Origin of the sequence: Caballeronia ptereochthonis (genome assembly GCF_001545075.1) — a bacterium.
Classification (GTDB): Bacteria; Pseudomonadota; Gammaproteobacteria; order Burkholderiales; family Burkholderiaceae; genus Caballeronia; species Caballeronia ptereochthonis.
In genome coordinates this window covers 77987-97318 of sequence record NZ_FCOB02000010.1, presented here as the reverse complement: position 1 = coordinate 97318, position 19332 = coordinate 77987, and the positions used below count along the sequence as shown (strand labels likewise).

Here is a 19332-nt window from a genome sequence, read left to right as displayed (position 1 = left end):
CGTCATGAACGAAAGTGCGGTCGGCACGTTGATGAATCCCGCTTCGGTCGCGGTGATCGGAGCGTCGGAAGATCAGAACAAATACGGCGGGCGGCTTTTCAAAATGCTGCTGTCGCATGGTTATCGCGGGCGCATCATGCCGATCAATCCCGCTCGCGAATCGCTCTTCGGCGTGAAGACGTTTGCCGATGTCGCCGCGACGCCCGACGTGCCCGATGTCGCCGTCATGGCGATTCCGCAGCCGCGCGTGCGCGAGACCATCGAAGCGTGCGCGGCGCGCGGCGTGCAAGCGGCCATCGTCATCACGGCGCGTTTTTCGGATGCCGGGCCTGAAGGCGCGGCGCTCGAACGCGACATCGTGGACATTGCGCGCGCGGGCGGCATTCGTCTCGTCGGGCCGAATTGTCTCGGCATTATCAGTCCGGCAAATCGCGTCGTGCTGTGTCCTTCGACCGCGCTCGCAGCCGATGGCTTGCCGGTCGGCCGCGTGGGTTTCGTGAGTCAGAGCGGCGCGTTGATGGGCACCATCTTCGACAAGGCGAAGGAAATGGGCCTCGCGTTCTCGCACGCGATTTCGGTCGGCAATCAGGCGGATCTCGAACTGAGCGATTTCGTCGAATTCATGATCGACGATCCGGCCACCAGCGTCATCTGCACGTATATCGAAGGCCTGAAAAATCCGCGCCGTTTCGCCGAACTCGCGGCGCGCGCGAGAGAAGCGGGCAAGCCGTGGCTCGCGGTGAGCGCGGGCCGCACTCGCGCGGGCGCAAAGGCGGCGTTCTCGCACACGGCGAGCATCGCGGGCGAACGCGCCGTGTTCGAAGCCGTGTGCCGTGAGGAACACGTCACGCTGCTGGATAGCCCGCTCACGATGGTCGCGCTCGCCACGAGTCTCGCCGATCACCCGCGCGCGCGCATCGACCGCATTGCCGTGTTCTCGCCTTCGGGCGGAGAAGCCGCGCTTGCCGCCGACGAAATCGAAGTGGGCGACATGCACATGGCTTCGTTTGCCGACGCCACGTGCGAGCAATTGGGCGCGTGGTTCCCGCCATCGCAATCGTGCAATCCTGTGGATATCGGCGGGCGCACGGTGGGCGACGGACCCGATGTGGTCGGCGCGGCGGCCTCGGTTGTTGCGGGCGATGGGGGGGTCGATGCGCTGCTCTTCGCCATCACGACATCGCCGACGCTCGATCGTCTTGCCGCCGATGTCGCCGACGCGCTCGCCATCGACGCGAAACATACGCCGAAAAAACCGGTGCTCTACGTGTTCGAGACGGGGCGTCTCGCGGACGCCGCGCGCACGAGTTTGCGCGAACGGGGCCGCTGGTTCAGCAACAACTTGCGCGAGGCGGTGGACGTGCTCGCCGCGTGGCACGCGCGTTCGACGTATTCATCGCCAGGACGGACCGAGCGGCCGCATCGCTGTCCGAGTGAAGCGAGCGATATGACGAAAGACCGCGTGTATGGCGAAGGCGAGACGCGCCGCGTGCTCGAACGCCATGGCGTGACGGTGAATCGCGAACGGCTTGCGCGCAACGAGGAAGAAGCGGTCGCGCTTGCGGAAGCGTTTGGCTTTCCGGTGGTGCTGAAAGTCGTGTCGCCGCAGATCGTGCATAAGTCGGATGTGGGCGGCGTGCGTATAGATCTCTATAACGAAGCGATGGTGCGCGACGCCTATCGCCGCATCCATGCGGACGTGGCCGAACGCGCGCCGCAGGCGCACATCGACGGCCTTTCCGTGCAGACTCAATTCAAAGGCAAGCTGGAGATGATCGTCGGCGCGCGGCGCGATGCGGCATTCGGGCCGATCGTCGTGTTCGGCGCGGGCGGCGTGATGGTCGATCTGCTGCCGGTGCGGGCGATTGCGCGCGCGCCCGTCGACGAGCAACGCGTGATCGAATTGCTGCGGCGCTTGCCGCTCTGGCCGCTGTTCGAAGGCTTTCGCGGCGCGCGGCTGGACTTGCAGGGCGTGGTCGAGACAATCGTTCGGGTAAGCTGGCTCGCCGCCGATCTTGCCGATCACGACTTCGAACTGGACATCAATCCGCTGATGGTATCGAGCGAGCGCGTCTGCGCCGTCGATGCGCGTCTGCGCATGGGAAAAGGTCAACCCGAATGAGCGAAGCACCCGTTATCGTCGAGAATCATGACGACGGCGTCACTGTCATCACGCTGAATCGCGCGCACAAGAAGAACGCGATGAGCCGCCAGGCCGCGCTCGACGTTCAGCGCGCATTCGACGAATTCGACCGCTCGGCGCAACGCGTCGCGATCTTCACGGGCGCAGGCGACGACGCCTTTTGCGCGGGCGCCGATCTCAACGACAAACCCGAATTCTGGCGCTGCACGCCGACCGTCGGCTTTCGGACGGAGAAGCCGGTGATCGCGGCGATAGGCGGCTGGTGCATCGGCGGTGGGCTCGTTTTCGCGATGATGAGCGATCTCGCGGTGGCATCGGAGAGCGCGATTTTTCAGTATCCGGAGGCGCGGCTCGGATTTACCGGTGGCATCATCGCGTCGATGGCGGGGCGCATTCCGCACAAGTTCGCCATGGAAGTGATGATGCTCGGCCGCCGCTTCAACGCTGAACGCGCCATGCAGATGGGCCTCGTCAACGCGGTCACGCCGCGCGGCGAACATGTGAACGGCGCACTCGCGATTGCGCGTGAGATCGCGCAAGCCGCGCCGCTCGTGCTCGCCATGCTGAAGCGCAGTGTCGTGCGGGAAGTGGTAGCGCAATCGCCTGCGGAAAGCATGGCGCGCACACTGGCGCAGTTGACGGCGATCACCGAAAGCGCAGACGCGAAGGAAGGACCGGCGGCGTTTCGCGAGAAGCGCGCGCCGGTTTATCGCGGTGCCTGACCTTATTCGATCGATGCGCCCGATTCCTTCACCGCCGTTTGCCAGCGCGCGACTTCGCTCTTCAGATGCGCTTCGGCGGCGTCGGGCGTGCCGCCGACCATGAAGATCGCCTGTTTCGCAAAAAGCTCCTGAAACCTGGGCTGTCTGATGATTTCGTTCACCGCGTTATTGAGCTTGTCGATGATCGGCCTGGGCGTCTTCGCGGGCGCGAGCATGGAGAACCACGCGCTCGCCTGATAACCCTTCAGCCCCGATTCGGCCATCGTCGGCACGTTGGGCAGCACGCTCGAGCGCTTGGTTTCCGTCTGCGCGAGCGGAACCAGCGTGCCCGCGTTGATGCCCGGCAGACACGTCAGGAACGTGTCGATCACGAGATTGACCTGACCCGACATCGCCGCCGTGACCGCAGGCGCGGAGCCTTGATACGGAACGTGGGTGAGCTTGATGCCCGCATCGTTGGCGAACATGACGGTGGCCAGATGCGGCGAGCCGCCGATACCCGACGAACCGTAAGTCAGCTTGCCAGGCTCCTGCCTGGCCTTCGCGATCAACTGCGCGAGCGTCGTGATGTTCGCCGACTTGTTCACGACGAGCACTTCCGGCGACGACGCGACATCGACGACAGCGGTCAGGTCTTGCAGCGTGTCGTACGGCAGATGCTTCATCAGCGACGCGTTGATCGCGAGCGGCGCGGTCGCCCAAAGAAGCGTGTAGCCATCGGGCGATGCATGCGCCACGTATTGCGAGCCGATCACCGTCCCAGCGCCCGGCTTGTTCTCGACGATGGCGTTCTGGCCGAGCTTCTTCGTCAGTTCGGCGGCGAGCGCGCGAGCGAGATTGTCGGATGCGCCGCCGGGCACGAACGGCACGATCATCCGAATGGGCCGCGACGGATAGTCCGAGTCCGCGTGGCTCAGACCGGGCGCGAGCGAGAGAGTCAACGCGGCGCTCGCCAGCGCGCGCCAGAGCTTCAACGTTTTCACGGCGTCTCCTTGTCATGTCCAGCCGGCTTCGTGCATGAACCATGAACATCGAGCCGGCCTCTATCGAACAATATGACAGCTTTGCCATCGTCCGCCGATGTTCCGCATTCCAGAACGCATGACCCGGCGCGCGTTGTAGCGAATACTGATGATGCGGCAGAAACACCCGAAAACCAAAAGGAGACACGCACGGTGCAAAGTTCCACGGATATTGCGTGCTTGCTGCGGCCCGAATCGATTGCGATCGTCGGGGCGTCGGAGGATCAGTCGAAATTCGGCGGGCGTTTGCTGCGAATGGTGCTGCGCCATCGCTTCGCGGGCGCGGTTTATCCGATCAACGCGAAGCGCGACACGCTCTTCGACATCAAGGCGTATCCCGACTTCGGCGCGCTGCCCGCCGTGCCCGACATGGCCGTGCTCGCCGTGCCGCAGCCGAGCGTGAAAGGCACGATCGAAGCCGCCGCGAAAATGGGTATCGGCTGCGGGCTGATCATCACGGCAGGCTTTTCGGATGCAGGCGAAGCGGGCCGCGAAACCGAACGCGAGATCGTGAGCATCGCGCGCGAACACGGCATGCGGCTCATCGGGCCGAATTGCCTTGGACTGATCAGCGCGGCGAACCGGCTCGCGGCGTGTTCGTCGCCGGTGCTGGAAATTGCGGAATTGCCGCAGCAGCCTATTGGTCTCGTCAGTCAGAGCGGCGCGCTCATGACGACGTTTTTCGACCGCGCGTGGGCGCATGGCATCGGCTTTAGTCATGGTATTTCGGTCGGCAATCAGGCCGATCTGGAACTTGCGGATTTCGTCGAATTTCTCGCCGAAGATCCGGACACGCAAGTCATCTGTACCTATATCGAAGGCGTGAAGGATGCCGCGCGTTTCGTCACGGCGGCAAACCGTGCGCGCGCGGCGGGCAAGCCGTGGCTCGCGGTGAAGGCGGGCCGCACCGAAGCGGGCAGCCGCGCAGCGTTCTCGCATACGGCGAGCATCGCGGGCAATCACGCGGTATTCGCGGCGGTGTGCGAGGAAAACGGCATCACGCTGATGAACGATCTCGGCGCGATGATGACGCTCGCCGCGTCGATGGTGCGTTACCCGAAGCGCACGGTGAAGCGCATTGCGGTGTTCACGCCTTCGGGCGGTGGTGGCGCGCTCGCCTCCGATGCGCTCTTCGAACGCGGCTTTCCGCTTGCGAATTTCAGCGAATCCACGCGCGATGTCTTGCATTGGCATTACTCGCAAGGTCAGGCCAATAATCCGATCGATTTCGGCTCGCGTATTTCCGTCGATCCGGCGAAGGCCGCGCAAGACACCGTCGCGGCTTTGCAGTCGGACGCGGAAACCGACGGCATTTTCGTTCCCGTGACGATGGCGCCGTTCATGCTGACGAGCGAGATGGCGCTCGCGCCGCCGTCGCCATTCGAAGGCGCGGCCGGCAAGCCCGCGCTTTTCACGGTCGAAGCTGGCGTGACGAGCGATCCGCTGCGCGCGCTCTTGCGCGAACGCGGCATTCCGTACACGAATACGCTCGATGAAGCCGTCAACGTGTGGAGCGCGTGGCGTCGTCATGCGCAGCGCCGGTTCTTCGAGAAGCCCGCGCGGCCGGACGCGTTGCCGCCGCCGCCCGCGCCCGGCATCTACGATGAAGACGCGAGCAAGGCCGTGTTCAGGCGCTACGGCATTCCGGTAAATGCGGGCGCGATTGCCGCGACCGCGGACGACGCCGTGCGTCTCGCAGCGGAAACGGGCTATCCGCTCGTCATGAAAGTCGCGTCGCCGGATATCACGCATAAAAGCGATATCGGCGGCGTGGCCGTGGGCGTCGCGAGCGATGCGCACGTGCGCGAAACCTTCGAGCGTCTATGCGCGGCGGCGCGGCGTGCGCGACCCGATGCGCGCATCGACGGCGTTTCGGTGCAGGCGCAAGTGAAGGGCGAACTGGAGCTGATCGTTGGCGCGCGGCGCGACGAGCAGTTCGGCCCGGTCGTCGTGTTCGGCGCGGGCGGCGTGCTCGTCGAACTGCTGGCGCAACGCGCGATTGCATGCGCGCCGGCATCGACGGAACAGATTCGCGCGCTGCTCGCCACCTTGCCGATCTGGAAGATTCTCGAAGGCTATCGCGGCGGCGCGCTCGCCGTCGAACAGGTCGTCGATGCCATCGCGCGCGTGAGCTGGCTCGCCGCCGATCTCGCCGAACGCACCGATTGCGGCTTCGAACTGGACATCAATCCGCTGATCGTCGGCAAAAGCGCGTGCTGGGCCGTCGATGCGCGGCTACGCGTTGAATAAAACAGGGAGACGAGCATGACTCAGTACGACAATCTGCTGATCGAAAATATGGACGATGGCGTCACGCTCATCACCATCAATCGCGCGAAAAAGCTCAACGCGATCAGCGCGCAGACGGCGATCGAACTGCAAGACGCGTTCGCCGCGTTCGATCATTCGTCGCAACGCGTCGCCGTTCTGACGGGCGCGGGCGATGCATCGTTTTCGGCCGGCGCGGACGTCAACAACATGCCCGAGCTGTGGCGCTGCGTGCCCACTGTCGGCATCACGACGGAGAAGCCGATCGTCTGCGCGGTGTCGGGATGGTGCGTCGGCGGCGGTCTTGTGATCGCGATGATGGCCGATTTATGCGTCGCGAGCGAGGACGCGAAGTTCTACTATCCCGAAGCGAAACTCGGTCTCACGCAGGGCATGATCGCGGGACTCGCGGGCCGCATCGCGCATAAGGTTGCGATGGAGATGATGCTGCTTGCGCGCCCCGTCGACGCGCAACGCGCGTATCAGGCGGGCCTCGTCAACGAAGTCACGCCGAAGGGCGGCCACGTCGAAGCAGCGCTCGCCATGGCGCGCGAACTCGCGACGATGGCGCCGCTCGTGCTCGCAACGCTGAAGCGCTTCGTCAATGAAGGCGTGCTCGCGCACGGGCCGACGGAAACGCTGGGCCGCACGCGCAGGCAGATGGAAGTGATCGCGCAGAGCGAGGATATTCGCGAAGGCTTCGCGGCGCAGAAAGAGAAACGCGCGCCGCGATTCATCGGCAAATAGGGCTCACGGCTGGCGTCGTTGCGGCAGTTTGATGCTGAGCAACGTGCCGGCCACTTGCGTGCGCAAAATCTGCGCGGTGCCGCCCGAAATGGTGAACATGCGCGCATCGCGCACCATGCGTTCGAGCGGCATGTCGCGTCCGTAGCCGACCGCGCCGTGAATCTGCAAGGCGTCGTTCGTCACCTTGATGGCGGTTTCCGCCGGCAGCACTTTGGCGCGCGCGGCTTCGAACATCGACGGAAACCCGCTGCTCGAAGTCGCCGCTTTCCAGATCATGAGACGCGCGGCTTCGAGCTGGATCGACATGTCGGCGAGCATCCATTGCAAGCCCTGAAACTCCATGATCGGGCGGCCGAACTGCTCGCGTTTTTTCGCGTTTTTTCGCGGATTCGAGCGCGAGTTCGAATGCGCCCTGTGCGATGCCGAGCGCAACCGTCGCCGCGCCCACGCGCTGCGCGTTATACGCGTTCATGAGGCCGGCGAATCCCGCTTCGCTGCGACCGGGCGGCGTGACTTCGTGAACGTGCCGAACTATTTCGCCGTCAGTCCGGCCGCGAAAATCGATTCGCTCGGGCAACTCATCAGCTACGCGAAGCAGAATCCCGGCAAGGCGACGTGCGCGACATCCGTCGTCGGCACGAGTCCGTTTCTGTCGTGTGAACTCTTCAAACGCATGGCCGGCGTGCAGATGACGACCGTGCCTTATCAGGGCGGCATTCCCGCGATTCAGGATGCCATCGGCGGGCGCGTGACGGTCGCGGTCGTGAGCGAGGCGCTGCCGTACATCAATAATCATCAGTTGACGGGCGTGGCCGTGACGAGCGCGAAGCCTTCGTCGCTCACACCAGATCTGCCAGCCGTCGCGCAAAGCGTGCCCGGTTACGACGCGACGTCGTGGTACGCCCCGTTCATGCGTCCGGTCGATGCCACCACGCGATAACCGCGCTTCGCGAGCAACGCAGTCGCCACGCCGCCGACGCCGCCGTTCGCGCCGGTCACGAGCACATCGCCGCCGCCGGGCTTCACGCCGTGCACGGCGATGGCCTGCACGCAAAGCATTGCGGTGTAGCCCGCCGTGCCGACCGTGCCTGCGAAGTCGATGCCCGGCACCATCGGGAACTTGCACACGACCGGACCCTTACCGGTGATCGCGAGCGCGTCCTTGTAATTGAGCGTCGAAAACGCGATGCGTACGGTGACTTCGCCGTCGGGCAACTGACTGTCCTCCAGACCCGCGATGCGCGCTGTCGAGCGATCTTCCTGGCGGTCCAGCAGCATGGCTTTGAACATCGGTTCGGGCTCCGTTATAAGGAACGTGAATAACGAAAGTCCTATAAAATAGGACGAACAATTCAAAATGTGGTTTACACGATGCTCGCACCGTCGCAGAATGTGGTCAAGCAAAAGGCCCGCAAACTTGGAGCTAGTACTTAACCGGATGATTGGCGGTGGAACGGAATCATTCGGAATGTGAATAAAGACGGCTTGAATAAAAGAAAAAGAACGGCGCGAGAAGCGCGAACAAATGGAGACGCACGTCATGCAATCAGGCACATCGGGTAAAGCGCACGAGGCATCGGCAAGAACGATCCTGCGCGTCACGAGCGGCAACTTCCTGGAGATGTACGACTTCTCCGTCTACGGCTTTTACGCGCTCTCGATCTCGCAAGCGCTCTTTCCGCGCGGCAACGAATTCGTCTCGTTGATGCTGTCGTTCGCTACCTTCGGCGTCGGCTTTCTGATGCGGCCGATCGGCGCGCTCGTGCTCGGTTCGTACATCGACCGTCGTGGACGGCGCGCGGGCCTCTTGCTCACGCTCGCGCTGATGTCCGTCGGCATGTTGATGATCACGTTCGTGCCGGGCTACGACACCATCGGCATCGCCGCGCCGATCATCGTCGTGTTGGGGCGCTTGTTGCAAGGCTTTTCCGCAGGCGCGGAACTCGGCGGCGTATCGGTCTATCTCGCGGAGATCGCGCCGCCCGGACGACGTGGCTTCTTTGTAAGCTGGCAATCGGCGAGCCAGCAGGCGGCAGTCGTATTTGCAGCGGCGCTCGGCGTGGGCTTGCGCTTCACGCTTACAGCCGAACAGATGAATAGCTGGGGATGGCGCATTCCGTTCATGATTGGCTGTCTGATCATTCCCGTGCTTTTCATGATTCGCCGCCGTCTGCGCGAAACGAAAGAGTTCGAATCGCGCGCGCGGCATCCGACGAGCAAGGAGATCTTTACATCGCTGCGGGATAACGCGCGTCTCATCGGCGGGGCGATCATGCTGGTCACGCTCACCGCCGTCATGTTCAATCTCATCACCGCTTACACGCCGACGTATGGGTCGCGCGTGCTCCATCTACCCGCCATCGATTCGTTCCTCGTGACGATGGCCGTAGGCATCATCAACTTCACGATGCTGCCTATCGTCGGCGCGATTTCGGACAAGGTCGGGCGGCGCGCGGTGCTCACCGTATGCGCGGTGCTCGTGATTCTGACCGCTTATCCGGCGATGTTATGGCTCGTGCAAGCGCCCAGTTTCACGCGCTTGCTCGCCGTGGAGATGTGGTACGCGATGATCTACGGCTCGTATCAGGCGGGCATGGTGGTTGCACTTACCGAGATCATGCCCGCGAGCATTCGTGGCACCGGCTTCTCAATCGTGTGGAGTCTCGCGCAAGCGATCTTCGGCGGCTTTACGCCGTTCATCTGCACCGCGTTGATTCAGGTCACGCAGAATCGAGCGGTGCCTGCGTTGTGGCTTTCGTTCGCCGCGCTGATCGCGTTGTTCGCGACGTTCCGCATGTTCGCGCGGCCTTCGGGCGAGCCCCGAACCGCGTTGCCTTGACGCTGACACAGCGCGATTACGCATTGCCCGGCCGCTCGAACTCGCTCGTCTCCAGCGCGAGTTCGGCAACGGCCGCGACGATAGGATCGGTTGCCGTATGCCGATGCAGCGCGACAAATTGCACGGGACCGATCCGCGGTGCGGTATCGATTACACGCAGCTTGCCCGCTGCAATTTCCGCGTGATACGACAGGCGTGGCAAGAGGCTCACGCCCAGGCACGACACGGTCAACTCCGCGAGCACGCGCACGTTGTTGCACGAAATGACCGGACGATATTCGGCGCTCGCATCGCGGAACCATCGCTCGATGACCGGATAGTGATGCGATTGCGACGACAAGCCCAGCACAGGCCACGTCGCGAGCTCGGCGGGCGATAGCTTGCGCGCGGGCACGGCAAGCGCGGGCGAGCACATCCAGACGAAATCGTCATAGCCAAGCGAAATGGCTTGCAGACCGCTTTCCACAACAGGGCCCGTCACGAGCACGAGATCGAGATCGCCGTTGCGCAGCTTATCGACGAGCGTCGCCGTCAGACTCATGTCGAGCACGACCGCAAGGTTCGGATAGCGTTCGCGCAATGCGCTCATCAACTTCGGCAGCCACGTAATCGCGACGAGCCCGACGACGCCGAGGCGCACCGTACCCGTGAGCGCGTCCTTATCGCCGATACGGTGCCGCACGCGCGATGCCAGGGCGACGATCTCGCGCGCCGATGCAACGAGATCTTGTCCCTTCGCGGTGAGCCGCGCGCGATGCTGACTGCGATCGAACAGATCGACGCCGAGCGAGCGTTCGAGCTCGCGAATGCGCGCGGAAACGGTCGATTGCGTCGCGTTGAGCGTTTGCGCGGCGGCGGCGAAACTGCCCGTATCCACGATGCGCAAAAAGGTCTCCAACTGTCGAATGTCCATTGCTCTTCATGGCGGTTGGGCTGCGTAACTTCATCGCTTATTTCGATGATGCACGATCGGAAAGTCTCGCTATCCAGCGCGGCGTGCACGCCCTAGACTGGTTTGCATTGCGGCACATGCCACAACGCACAACATTGCGCCGCAAAAAAAAGGAGCCCGGGAGATGACTGATCAAACGATGATACTGGAAGAAGAAGCCGCGCACGATCTCAGCGAGCCGGTACGCATGACGCCTTTCACCGGACCGATTGCGTGGACGCGTGACAGTCTTTCGCCTGAAGACGGCATCGTGAAGATCAACGATGCGTGCCGCCGCGAACTCGATGAAGCCGTGGCGACGCTGCGTGCGAATCCGCTGCCGACGCCGCTTTTGCGTCCCGATGACTTTTCGCTCGAACGCTGCCGCGCGATGATGCGCGAGGCGGCGCAATTGCTGAGCGACGGGCCGGGCTTCGTGATCGTCGATCGCTTGCCGATGGAACTGTGGAGCAAGGAAGAAGCGACCGCGGTCTACTGGCTGCTCGCGCAGATGGTTTCGCGTCCCGTTGCGCAAAGCTGGGACGGCAAGATGATTTACGACGTGCGTGATCTCGGCAAGCCGCCCGGCAACGGCGTGCGTCCCGACATCACCAACGCGGAACAGAATTTTCATACCGACAATAGCTATAACGTCTGCCCGCCGGACTTCGTCGCGCTGTTGTGCCTGCATCCCGCGAAGGAAGGCGGCGTGAGCAGTATCGTCAGTTTTTATACCGTCTACAACCAGATGATCGAGCGTTATCCGCATCTGCTTGCGCGCTTGTATCGGCCATATCTTTTCGATCGGCAGCGCGAGCACGCGCCCGGCGACGCGACTATCATAAGCCATCCTCTATTTTCAAAAGAAGCCGATGGCGTGGTGTGCAGGCTGTCGCATCGTCATGTGATCAACGGTTATCGGATGGCGCAGCGGGACATGGACGAGGAGGCCCTCGAAGCATTGGAAACGCTCGAAGCCGTCATGCGCGAACCGCAATGGGCACGCGAATTCTTCTTCGAGCCGGGCCAGATTCAGATCGTCGACAACTTGCGTTGCGGGCATCGACGCACGAACTTCGTCGATTTCGACGAAGAGCGTCGCAAGCGACATCTCGTGCGTTTGTGGCTTCGCGATGCACGCCGGCGGTTCTATAACGGCTGAGTATCGTAGAAGCCTTTGGCAAGGCGCGCTGCAAGCGCCTTGCGGTCCACCTTGCCGACCGCCGTCTCCGGTAACGACTCGACGAATACCACGTCATGCGGCACATAGATGCGCGAAAGGCGCTTTCTTACGGCGTCTTGCACGCGTTCGGCATGCATCGCGGTAAGGTCTTTCGGCACGACGAACGCAACCGGCACTTCACCGAGATCGCGATCCGCGCGGCCAACGACACAGCACGCAGTGACATTGCCTTCCGCGACGATCACGCTCTCGATCAGCAACGGCGAGATGTTTTCGCCGCCGCGAATGATCACGTCCTTGATGCGGCCTGTCACGTAGAGATAGCCATCGTCGTCGAAGCGTCCGAGATCGCCGGTGCGCAGCCATCCATCGATGACCGTCCGCGAGGTTGCATCGGCGGCGCCCAGATAGCCTGTCATGAGATTTGGCCCCGCAATGCAGATTTCGCCTTCGACGTCCGGTGTATCGGTCATCGTGTCGTCGGCTGCGCGCAGCTTGACCGTCTGTCCTGGCACGACCTTGCCGACCGAACCCACGCGTCGCGCGTTCGGCGGATTGAGCGTGCTCGTACACGTCGCTTCCGATAAACCATAGGAAATCACGAGTGGGCAGCCGAGCTTCGCTTCCACTTCGCGATGCAAGGCTTCCGTGATCGGCGCGGAACCGCAGCGCGCCATGCGCAGTGTTGCGAGCGAGTCGGCGTCGAAGTGCTGCGCCAGCATGCGCGAGTACATCGTCGGCACACCGGTGATGATGGTCGGCTTGAAACGCGTCATCAACTCCGGCATGTCTTCCGCGCGAAAACGCGGGCAAAACACGACATTCGCGCCCGCAAGCAATGGCGCGAACAACTGATTGTTCACGCCATTCGTGTGATAGATCGGCATGACATGAAGCAACCGATCATCGCTCGATAACGCGCTTTGTTCGAGCACGCCGAGTGCGTTGTTGAGCAGCGCGGCTTGCGTGAGTTGCACGACTTTTGCACGAGCCGTACTGCCCGAAGTGAAGAGCAGAAGCGCGGGGCAATCGGCGGCGACATCGACAGGCGGCCAGTATGACGCTTCCGTCAGACGCGCGAAGTCGATGATCGTCGTATGCGAGGGAATGGCAAGTCCGCTCACGAGCGATGCGTTGTCGTCGTCATGCACGAGAAAGCGTGCGCCTGTTTCGATGAGTCGCGCGCTCACTTCGTCCGGCGCGAGCTTCGGTTCGAACACGCACGGACACATTCCCACGCGTATCGCTGCGAGCAACAACACGACGGCATCGAGCGAGCGCGACATAGTGATCGCGACGACATCGCCGGGGCGCGCATGGTTGCCCGACAAGTGCGCCGCGACGCTGCCGGTCTCGCGCGCGAGTTCGGCATACGTCAGCGAGTGCGTGCCATCGCCGATTGCGGGAAGGCCCTGCACATTGCGCGCGTGCCAGTACTGTTCGAAGGCTTGTGCGAGGCTCGTCGGTCTTGCATCGAAATTCAACGCGGTGGTCTTCGTCACTGTCTCGTTCTCGCTACCTGAGTCGAACGGCTGCATCGCGCTCGAATTGACCTTGCGAATCGAGTGATTCGAGTGCTTCAAGTTCGCGCGATGTCGGCGGCGCAGTGGGCTCGGCGCCGCTTGCATCGAACGTGAATCCGGTGCGTTCGCGCACTTCATCGAGACTCGATTCCGGATGCCACGATTGCAATGCTAGCTTGCCGTCGCGCTTCACGAATACGGCGATCGGCGTGACCACGCCATGCATGCCGCCCCATGACGTCACGAAGTCGAGCTTCTCCACGAGCGTGCGTTTCGAATGCTCGGTGCGCCACGTGCAGGCGCGTTTGGCCGTCGGCAGCATGACGGCGCCGCCGCCGCCGCCCGGTAGTCGCACTTTCGGATGCGCCCATTCGCCGATACACGAGTTGTTCGCGCAGCCCGCGCCATCGAGTTGCGCCGCGCCGAGGAACGTGAGATCCATGCGGCCGCGCGTGCAAAGATCATAGAAGTCCTCGTTGGCAAAGATCGATGCAGAGCCTTCCGCAAGCAATGGGTCGGAGCTCGAAATCGGAATGGAAGAGGGCGACGGATCGACGCCGCCCGCCACGTTGATATACACGAAGTCCCAGTCATATGCGCGCTTGGCGAGCAGACATGCGAGCATCGGCGGCGTGGAGTTCACGCCGCTGAACGTGATCTCGTCCGGCCGGATGAAGCGCGCGAGATTCGTGACGATGTAGGAGAAGCCGCTCCATTGTTCAGCCATGTCGATGAACCTCCGCTTCGGGCGCGGCATCGATATGGCGCGCGAGCGCTTCGGGGCCTTCTTGAAGATACGCATCGACTGCCTGATAGTCGATTGCATACGATGGCCAGCACGAACCCGGCCATGCGCCGTTCTTCACGATCGCATAGTTTTGCACCATGAAATAAGGCACGATCGTGAGCTCGGGTTGATCGGCGAAGCTCGTATCGCTGAGCTTTTCGGCCACGACGAGCACGCTTTTGGCGGCGCGGCTCATGATACGGTCCCAGTGATACGTGCCTGCCACGCGCACGTTGCCATCGCGATCGACGCTCGATGCATGAATCACGGCAAAGTCCGGCGAAATAGCGGGAATCACGTAGGTTTGCTGGCCGCTGCCGTAAGGATCGTCGAGACATTTCCAGTCGTTGATCCGCACCAGATCGCTGCCATGCAAGCCGCCGCACGGCATGAACGGCACGCCGAATGCAGCCGCGCGCAGTCCCGCCGTGAGACTCGCGCATGCGTGTTCTTCGAGCTTCAGATGACCCTTCTCGACCGCGCTCCGATACCACGGCGCAAGCCCGAAATTGCCTTCCATCGCGACGATGCCGCAACGCGCCCGCGAGGCGACGCCCGCGCGACAAAGTATGTCGATGTCGTAACCCGGCGATTGCTTGATGATCTCGATGTCGCGCTTCTCCTGCCGGATCAGTTCGCGCACGAACGCGAATGGCCCGCGATGCAGAAAGCTGCCGCCCAAGCCCAACGACGCGCCATTGGGCACGAGCGCGACCAGTTCGGCGAGTGAGACCTGTTTGTCCTTGCTTGCGAATCCCGAACTCATGCGAGATGTCTCCTAAGCCTTCTTCGACGACGCCAGATACGCCGCGATGCGCTTGTGAATGCCCGGCGTGGACGCCGATCGAACGAGCGCGGCGAGGTCGGTATCGGCCTCTTCGGTGTCGAGCGCGCGTCGCAACAAGGCGCGGATTTCGGCGGGCAACGCGTTCGCGCGTTCCAGCGCTTCGGCGACGACTTCCGCGTATTGCTCCGGACCCGCCACGCGTTCGATAAAACCGTTCGCGCTTGCGCGTTCGACATCGAACGTGGCCGCCGTTTCGAGAATGCGCTGCGCCTCACGCGTGCCGACGATACGCGCAAATCGCGCCGAACCCAGCACGAGACCGAACTTCAGCCCCGGCATGCGAAACGTCGAACCGGGCGCGGCCACGCGCAGATTGCACGCCGCAATCAGGTCGACACCCGCGCCGAAATTTCGGCCATGCGCGAGCGCCACAGTGAAGCACGACGCGCTTGCAATCTTGTTCAGCAACGTTTCGATGCGGATGAAGCGCAGCACTAAATCGCCTTCGCTTTGCGCTTGCACGTCGCTCATATCGAAGCCCGCGCTAAAGCATCGGCCTTCGCCTTGCAGCGTGACGAGCGGCGTTTTCGCGGCATCGGCAGCGTCGAAAGCCTGAATCAGTTCTTCCACGATACTCGCGGATAACGCATTGAGCTTGTCCGGCCGATTGAGCGTGATCGACCAGTGCGTCGGCATCTTCTCGACGATGATACCGCTCATGCCTCGACCTCCGAGCGCTTCAGCAACTCGGCGTTGTGTTCACCGAGCCCCGGCGGGCGCAGGCGAATTTCAGGCGTTTTGCCGGAGAATTTGACGGGCGATGCGAACGTCTTCGTCTGCACGCCGTTGGGCAATTCGAGCGGCTGCACCCATTCCATATGCTCGACCTGCGTGTCCTTCAACACTTGCGAATACGTGTTGATCGGCGCGCATGGCACGCCCGCTGCACGAAAACGCTCGATCCAGTGTTCGGCGTCGTCGGCGGCGAAGATCGTCTCCAGCGCGTCACGCAATTCGACCTGATGCTGCGCGCGCAACGTGGTCGTCGCATAACGCGCGTCGGCCTTCAGATCATCGCGTTGCACGACCTTGCACACCGATTCCCACAGCGCATTATTGCCTGCCGCCATGCCGAAATACGTGTCGCGCGCCTTGAACGCCTGATACGGCGCGTTACGCGGATGCGCCGAGCCGAGCTTCTGCGGATCGCGCCCCGTGCCGAAGTATTCGGACGTCTGCAATGCAGCGATGGCAAGCGTCGCGCCGAGCATCGGCACATCGATATGTGTGCCTTCGCCCGTTGCCGCAACGCCGCGCAACGCCGATGCCACCGAGAACGCGGCATACAGTCCGGCGGAGAAATCCGCGAGCGGTACGCCGCATTTGACCGGCGCGCCCTCGGGTTCGCCCGTGATGCTCATGATGCCGCTCATCGCTTGCACGGTCAGATCGAAACCGCCTTCCTGCGAGCGCGGTCCGGTCTGACCATACGCGGAGATCGAGCAATAGACGATGGATGGTTTCATCGCGCGAACGTCCTCGTAACCGAGCCCGAGGCGATTCATCACGCCGGGACGATTGTTCTCGATGACGACATCGGCTGTCTGAATCAACAACTTCGCCTGAAGGATGTCGTGAGGATCTTTCAGATCGAGCGTAACCGAGCGCTTGTTGCGGTTGAGCGACGCGAAATTCTCGCTATAGCCCTCGGAAATGGGCGGCCACGCGCGCAACGTATCGCCGCCTTGCGGATGCTCGACCTTGATGACGTCCGCGCCCATGTCCGCGAGCAGCATTCCGCAGTACGGCCCCGCCGCGACGTTGCAGAACTCGATGACCCTGATTCCTTGAAGTGGCTGATCCATGTGTTTTCCTCGGCAATCCCATTGGCATGCGGCAGCGTTCGTGCGCGTCGATTCGATTGTGGCGCGATCCCCCACATGTGTAAACTAAAAAATGATATACACATCCTAAGAAATAGGATGATGAATGTGTAACGATGGGAATGACGCACAAATTGCCGGCGAAACATTTCTTGGCGGCGGCCAACTGATACGCGGCCCTCGGCGGTATGCGCGGTGTAGAATGAGCTTTTAATCCTAAATCTTAGGACAATGGATAAGACGTTGCTGAAGGGCCTGATGCTTCTGGAGGCGCTCGCAGATCAGAATGGCAAGCCCGTCACGATTCCGGTGCTGGCCGAGCAGGTCGGACTCACGAAGAGCAACACACACCGCACGTTGCAGACGCTTGCGCATGCAGGCTATGCAACGCGCGATGAAACTACGGGCAACTACCGCAGCACGTTCAAACTCTTCGAACTGGGCGCGAAGCAGATGGCGCAGATCGACGTGCGGCAGTTCGCGGCTGTGCATATGCGTGCGCTGGTCGATCTCACGCAAGAGACCGTGCACCTGTCGATTCTCGATGGCGCCTCGGTCGTGTATGTCGACAAGATAGAGAGCGCGCAGCCCGTGCGGGCTTACTCCGTGCTCGGCGGCCATGCGCCTGCGTATTGCGTGGCGACGGGCAAGATCCTTCTCGCGCATCAGACGCAGGAATTCCTCGCGCGGCATCTGATTAATCTCACCGCGTATACGAAGGCCACCATCACGGATTTGCAGGCGCTCAAGACCGAGCTCGCGCGCGCGGCGGCGAATGGCTATGCGATCAATCGTGGCGAATGGCGGGACAGCGTAGGCGGCGTCGCCGCGCCAATCTTCGATGCGTTCGGCCTTCCTGCTGCGGCGATCGGTATCTCGGGGCCGTTGGAGCGGCTGAGCGTCAAGCGCATGAAAGAACTCGCGCCGGCGGTTCAGAATGCCGCGCTCAACATCTCGCGTGCCATGGGATATCGCAAGTGAAGTGATCGACGCTGGTGTCGAGGAATTTGCCCTGGCGGTGAACGTTCGTCTCGCGCTTTTTCGCGGCCGCAAGGACGAGTGGAAGATTGCCGAGCGCGAGATTGTCGGCCAGCGACGACACCGTGCCCGACATGTGCGACGTGTACTGGCCGATCGCGCGAAATCCACGCGCGTTCGCCGCCCCTGCGACGCCTGCCAGTGCGAGGCGGAGCCGCCGGTTGGCGGCGTCGGTGCGAACGCCCGAAGAGAAGCCGCGAAGACAGTTGACGGGCAGGTCGACGCAGCCGGAAAGTAGGGGATTCGCGAGACTACATTCAACCTTCCCGTATCCGGATTTTGATGCGCGCCGCCTGCCGCGATGACTTATCGCAGGCGCCGCGCGGGTCTCCGGCTCGCGCCGGAACCGCGCTGTGTTCAACGCTCACGGCTCAGTCGTGGTAGTGACGTTTGTGGCGCTTACCGTGGTAGCCGCGGCTGTGGTCGTCCGCGTAGGAGTTCGAGCGCGAAACATTGCCGCCCAGCGCCGCGCCGGCGCCGCCGCCCAGCGCCGCGCCGACCAGGCCGCCGCCACGGCCGCCCATCGCATTGCCTGCGGCCGTGCCCGCACCGCCGCCCAGCGCGCCGCCGATGATGGCGCCCGTGCGCTCGCGACGGTTCGACGTGACCGCGCCGCCGGCGCCGCCGCCCACGGCCCCGCCGAGCACCGCGCCTGTACTGCCACCTACGGCGCCGCCCAGCGCTGCGCCAGCTACACCGCCGAGTGCGCCGCCGAGCGCATTGTTCATGTCGCCGGCCATGGCCGGCACCGACACCGCAGCCGTGAGCACCGCGATAGCAACAAACTGAATGGTTCGCTTTGACATAGTTCGGATCTTTGTTTTTGAGACGGCGCCGAGTATAACCGCAGCTTCGAAAGGCTTTCGTAACGCCGTCCGCCATCGGCGGTAAGATGTGTAACAAACTGGCTATTTCTGCCCATCCCCGAAATCTGGAAATCCCCAAACTCTTGCGTCGCGTAGCTCTCTAGGGCCCTACCTTTGCTTTCCAGGCAGCGTTCACTAGGTAGATAACGAAATGCGCCACAGGCTCATTCCTCGGACGGATTTGTCCCTTCAATCCCAGGAAAGAACGCGTTCCACACCGCTCGTACGCCTTGCGCGGCGGCGGCCTGCGCGTCCATGTGTTCGGTGTCCGGCGAGATGCCCGGATCCGCGCTCAGGCCACGCCAGTGCGTGAAGACGAGTATGGGCTGCTCGGTCCAATGCCCGTCGACAAAGCGGGAGAATGCCGTTTCTCCGCTTGTGAGCTTGACTTCATACCAGCCGTCGCGAGCCGGTGCATATCTGTCCAAGGGGAACCACTCGGTGGTATTGATTTCCATCTGCGCTTCCGAGTTTAAACGTGACACAAGCGAGCCAGCACGTGGCGTACCCATTTCGTCCAACGACACGCGGCGTGCTGCGGCCATGAATGCCATCAAGATGGAGCGCATTTTAGGCCGCTTCACACTTGATAG

Annotated in this window: 17 protein-coding genes and 3 pseudogenes; 8 read left to right on the top strand and 12 right to left on the bottom strand. The window is 62.6% G+C overall.

What is annotated here, in order from left to right:
• Positions 1-4 precede the first annotated feature (4 nt).
• Both AWB83_RS12685 and AWB83_RS12680 read left to right on the top strand, forming a co-directional pair.
• A complete protein-coding gene (locus AWB83_RS12685) occupies positions 5-2122 on the top strand; it encodes an acetate--CoA ligase family protein (protein WP_159463044.1) in 2118 nt (705 codons plus the stop codon).
• A complete protein-coding gene (locus AWB83_RS12680) occupies positions 2119-2865 on the top strand; it encodes an enoyl-CoA hydratase/isomerase family protein (protein ID WP_087045733.1) in 747 nt (248 codons plus the stop codon). Before AWB83_RS12685 ends, AWB83_RS12680 begins: the two co-directional genes overlap by 4 nt.
• Positions 2866-2867: 2 nt before the next feature.
• On the opposite strand, the gene AWB83_RS12675 is transcribed toward AWB83_RS12680, so the two are convergent.
• Positions 2868-3848 (bottom strand): tripartite tricarboxylate transporter substrate binding protein, encoded by a 981-nt coding sequence (locus AWB83_RS12675; protein ID WP_087045731.1) that lies wholly within the window; start codon positions 3846-3848, stop codon positions 2868-2870.
• Positions 3849-4040: 192 nt separating this feature from the next.
• On the opposite strand from AWB83_RS12675, the gene AWB83_RS12670 reads away from it, so the two are divergent.
• Together AWB83_RS12670 and AWB83_RS12665 are read left to right on the top strand one after the other, a co-directional pair.
• Positions 4041-6137 carry an acetate--CoA ligase family protein gene (locus AWB83_RS12670; RefSeq protein WP_244197702.1) on the top strand — a complete coding sequence of 699 codons (2097 nt, stop codon included), beginning with the start codon at positions 4041-4043 and terminating at the stop codon, positions 6135-6137.
• Between the two features lie 15 nt (positions 6138-6152).
• Complete coding sequence (locus tag AWB83_RS12665) at positions 6153-6902, top strand: enoyl-CoA hydratase/isomerase family protein (protein ID WP_087045727.1); 750 nt, start codon at positions 6153-6155, stop codon at positions 6900-6902.
• Between the two features lie 3 nt (positions 6903-6905).
• On the opposite strand, the pseudogene AWB83_RS12660 reads toward AWB83_RS12665, so the two are convergent.
• Positions 6906-7416, bottom strand: a pseudogene (locus tag AWB83_RS12660) (acyl-CoA dehydrogenase family protein); the annotation flags it as partial.
• Between the two features lie 3 nt (positions 7417-7419).
• On the opposite strand from AWB83_RS12660, the gene AWB83_RS12655 reads away from it, so the two are divergent.
• Entirely contained in the window at positions 7420-7842 is a 423-nt protein-coding gene (locus AWB83_RS12655) for a tripartite tricarboxylate transporter substrate-binding protein (RefSeq protein ID WP_244197701.1), read from the top strand.
• Here AWB83_RS12655 and AWB83_RS12650 read toward each other — a convergent pair.
• A pseudogene (locus AWB83_RS12650) lies at positions 7803-8192 on the bottom strand (alcohol dehydrogenase catalytic domain-containing protein); the annotation flags it as partial. The gene AWB83_RS12655 and the pseudogene AWB83_RS12650 overlap by 40 nt on opposite strands.
• Positions 8193-8442: 250 nt before the next feature.
• Here AWB83_RS12650 and AWB83_RS12645 point away from each other — a divergent pair.
• Entirely contained in the window at positions 8443-9741 is a 1299-nt protein-coding gene (locus AWB83_RS12645) for an MFS transporter (protein WP_087045925.1), read from the top strand.
• A 16-nt stretch (positions 9742-9757) separates the two neighbouring features.
• Here AWB83_RS12645 and AWB83_RS12640 read toward each other — a convergent pair whose 3' ends face one another.
• Positions 9758-10639: a LysR family transcriptional regulator gene (locus tag AWB83_RS12640; RefSeq protein ID WP_159463043.1), complete on the bottom strand. Its 882-nt coding sequence runs from the start codon at positions 10637-10639 to the stop codon at positions 9758-9760.
• 178 nt (positions 10640-10817) lie between these two features.
• On the opposite strand from AWB83_RS12640, the gene AWB83_RS12635 reads away from it, so the two are divergent.
• Positions 10818-11834 (top strand): TauD/TfdA family dioxygenase, encoded by a 1017-nt coding sequence (locus AWB83_RS12635; RefSeq protein ID WP_087045723.1) that lies wholly within the window; start codon positions 10818-10820, stop codon positions 11832-11834.
• Here the strand turns inward: AWB83_RS12635 and AWB83_RS12630 are convergent.
• Genes AWB83_RS12630 through AWB83_RS12610 form a run of 5 tightly spaced genes read right to left on the bottom strand, consistent with a single transcriptional unit; the run spans position 11822 to position 16817 of the window.
• Positions 11822-13357 (bottom strand): class I adenylate-forming enzyme family protein, encoded by a 1536-nt coding sequence (locus AWB83_RS12630; RefSeq protein ID WP_244197700.1) that lies wholly within the window; start codon positions 13355-13357, stop codon positions 11822-11824. The two genes, AWB83_RS12635 and AWB83_RS12630, sit on opposite strands and share 13 nt — an antisense overlap.
• Before the next feature lie 13 nt (positions 13358-13370).
• Entirely contained in the window at positions 13371-14105 is a 735-nt protein-coding gene (locus tag AWB83_RS12625; protein ID WP_087045719.1) for a CoA-transferase subunit beta, read from the bottom strand.
• Positions 14098-14931 (bottom strand): CoA transferase subunit A, encoded by an 834-nt coding sequence (locus AWB83_RS12620; protein ID WP_087045716.1) that lies wholly within the window; start codon positions 14929-14931, stop codon positions 14098-14100. The genes AWB83_RS12625 and AWB83_RS12620 overlap by 8 nt, the downstream gene beginning before the upstream one ends.
• 12 nt (positions 14932-14943) lie before the next feature.
• The gene (locus tag AWB83_RS12615) at positions 14944-15672 is read right to left on the bottom strand and encodes an enoyl-CoA hydratase/isomerase family protein (protein ID WP_087045714.1); all 729 of its coding nucleotides are present in this window, start codon (positions 15670-15672) and stop codon (positions 14944-14946) included.
• Entirely contained in the window at positions 15669-16817 is a 1149-nt protein-coding gene (locus tag AWB83_RS12610) for a CaiB/BaiF CoA transferase family protein (protein WP_087045711.1), read from the bottom strand. The genes AWB83_RS12615 and AWB83_RS12610 overlap by 4 nt, the downstream gene beginning before the upstream one ends.
• A gap of 249 nt (positions 16818-17066) precedes the next feature.
• On the opposite strand from AWB83_RS12610, the gene AWB83_RS12605 reads away from it, so the two are divergent.
• Complete coding sequence (locus AWB83_RS12605) at positions 17067-17816, top strand: IclR family transcriptional regulator (RefSeq protein ID WP_087045709.1); 750 nt, start codon at positions 17067-17069, stop codon at positions 17814-17816.
• 67 nt (positions 17817-17883) lie between these two features.
• Here the strand turns inward: AWB83_RS12605 and AWB83_RS12600 are convergent.
• The 3 genes and pseudogenes from AWB83_RS12600 to AWB83_RS12590 all read right to left on the bottom strand — a co-directional run.
• Positions 17884-18090: pseudogene (locus tag AWB83_RS12600) on the bottom strand (DUF1275 family protein); the annotation flags it as partial.
• A 154-nt stretch (positions 18091-18244) separates the two neighbouring features.
• Positions 18245-18679 (bottom strand): hypothetical protein, encoded by a 435-nt coding sequence (locus tag AWB83_RS12595; RefSeq protein ID WP_087045707.1) that lies wholly within the window; start codon positions 18677-18679, stop codon positions 18245-18247.
• A gap of 224 nt (positions 18680-18903) precedes the next feature.
• On the bottom strand, positions 18904-19197 hold the full coding sequence (locus tag AWB83_RS12590) for a hypothetical protein (RefSeq protein WP_087045923.1): 294 nt from the start codon (positions 19195-19197) through the stop codon (positions 18904-18906).
• Positions 19198-19332 lie beyond the last annotated feature (135 nt).

Coding starts and splice junctions, on each gene's coding strand:
- AWB83_RS12590 (WP_087045923.1), bottom strand. CDS start 19,197: ATGGAAATCAATACCACCGAGTGGTTCCCCTTGGACAGATATGCACCG.
- AWB83_RS12610 (WP_087045711.1), bottom strand. CDS start 16,817: ATGGATCAGCCACTTCAAGGAATCAGGGTCATCGAGTTCTGCAACGTC.
- AWB83_RS12665 (WP_087045727.1), top strand. CDS start 6,153: ATGACTCAGTACGACAATCTGCTGATCGAAAATATGGACGATGGCGTC.
- AWB83_RS12685 (WP_159463044.1), top strand. CDS start 5: ATGAACGAAAGTGCGGTCGGCACGTTGATGAATCCCGCTTCGGTCGCG.
- AWB83_RS12635 (WP_087045723.1), top strand. CDS start 10,818: ATGACTGATCAAACGATGATACTGGAAGAAGAAGCCGCGCACGATCTC.
- AWB83_RS12680 (WP_087045733.1), top strand. CDS start 2,119: ATGAGCGAAGCACCCGTTATCGTCGAGAATCATGACGACGGCGTCACT.
- AWB83_RS12615 (WP_087045714.1), bottom strand. CDS start 15,672: ATGAGCGGTATCATCGTCGAGAAGATGCCGACGCACTGGTCGATCACG.
- AWB83_RS12595 (WP_087045707.1), bottom strand. CDS start 18,679: ATGTCAAAGCGAACCATTCAGTTTGTTGCTATCGCGGTGCTCACGGCT.
- AWB83_RS12625 (WP_087045719.1), bottom strand. CDS start 14,105: ATGGCTGAACAATGGAGCGGCTTCTCCTACATCGTCACGAATCTCGCG.
- AWB83_RS12620 (WP_087045716.1), bottom strand. CDS start 14,931: ATGAGTTCGGGATTCGCAAGCAAGGACAAACAGGTCTCACTCGCCGAA.
- AWB83_RS12605 (WP_087045709.1), top strand. CDS start 17,067: ATGGATAAGACGTTGCTGAAGGGCCTGATGCTTCTGGAGGCGCTCGCA.
- AWB83_RS12645 (WP_087045925.1), top strand. CDS start 8,443: ATGCAATCAGGCACATCGGGTAAAGCGCACGAGGCATCGGCAAGAACG.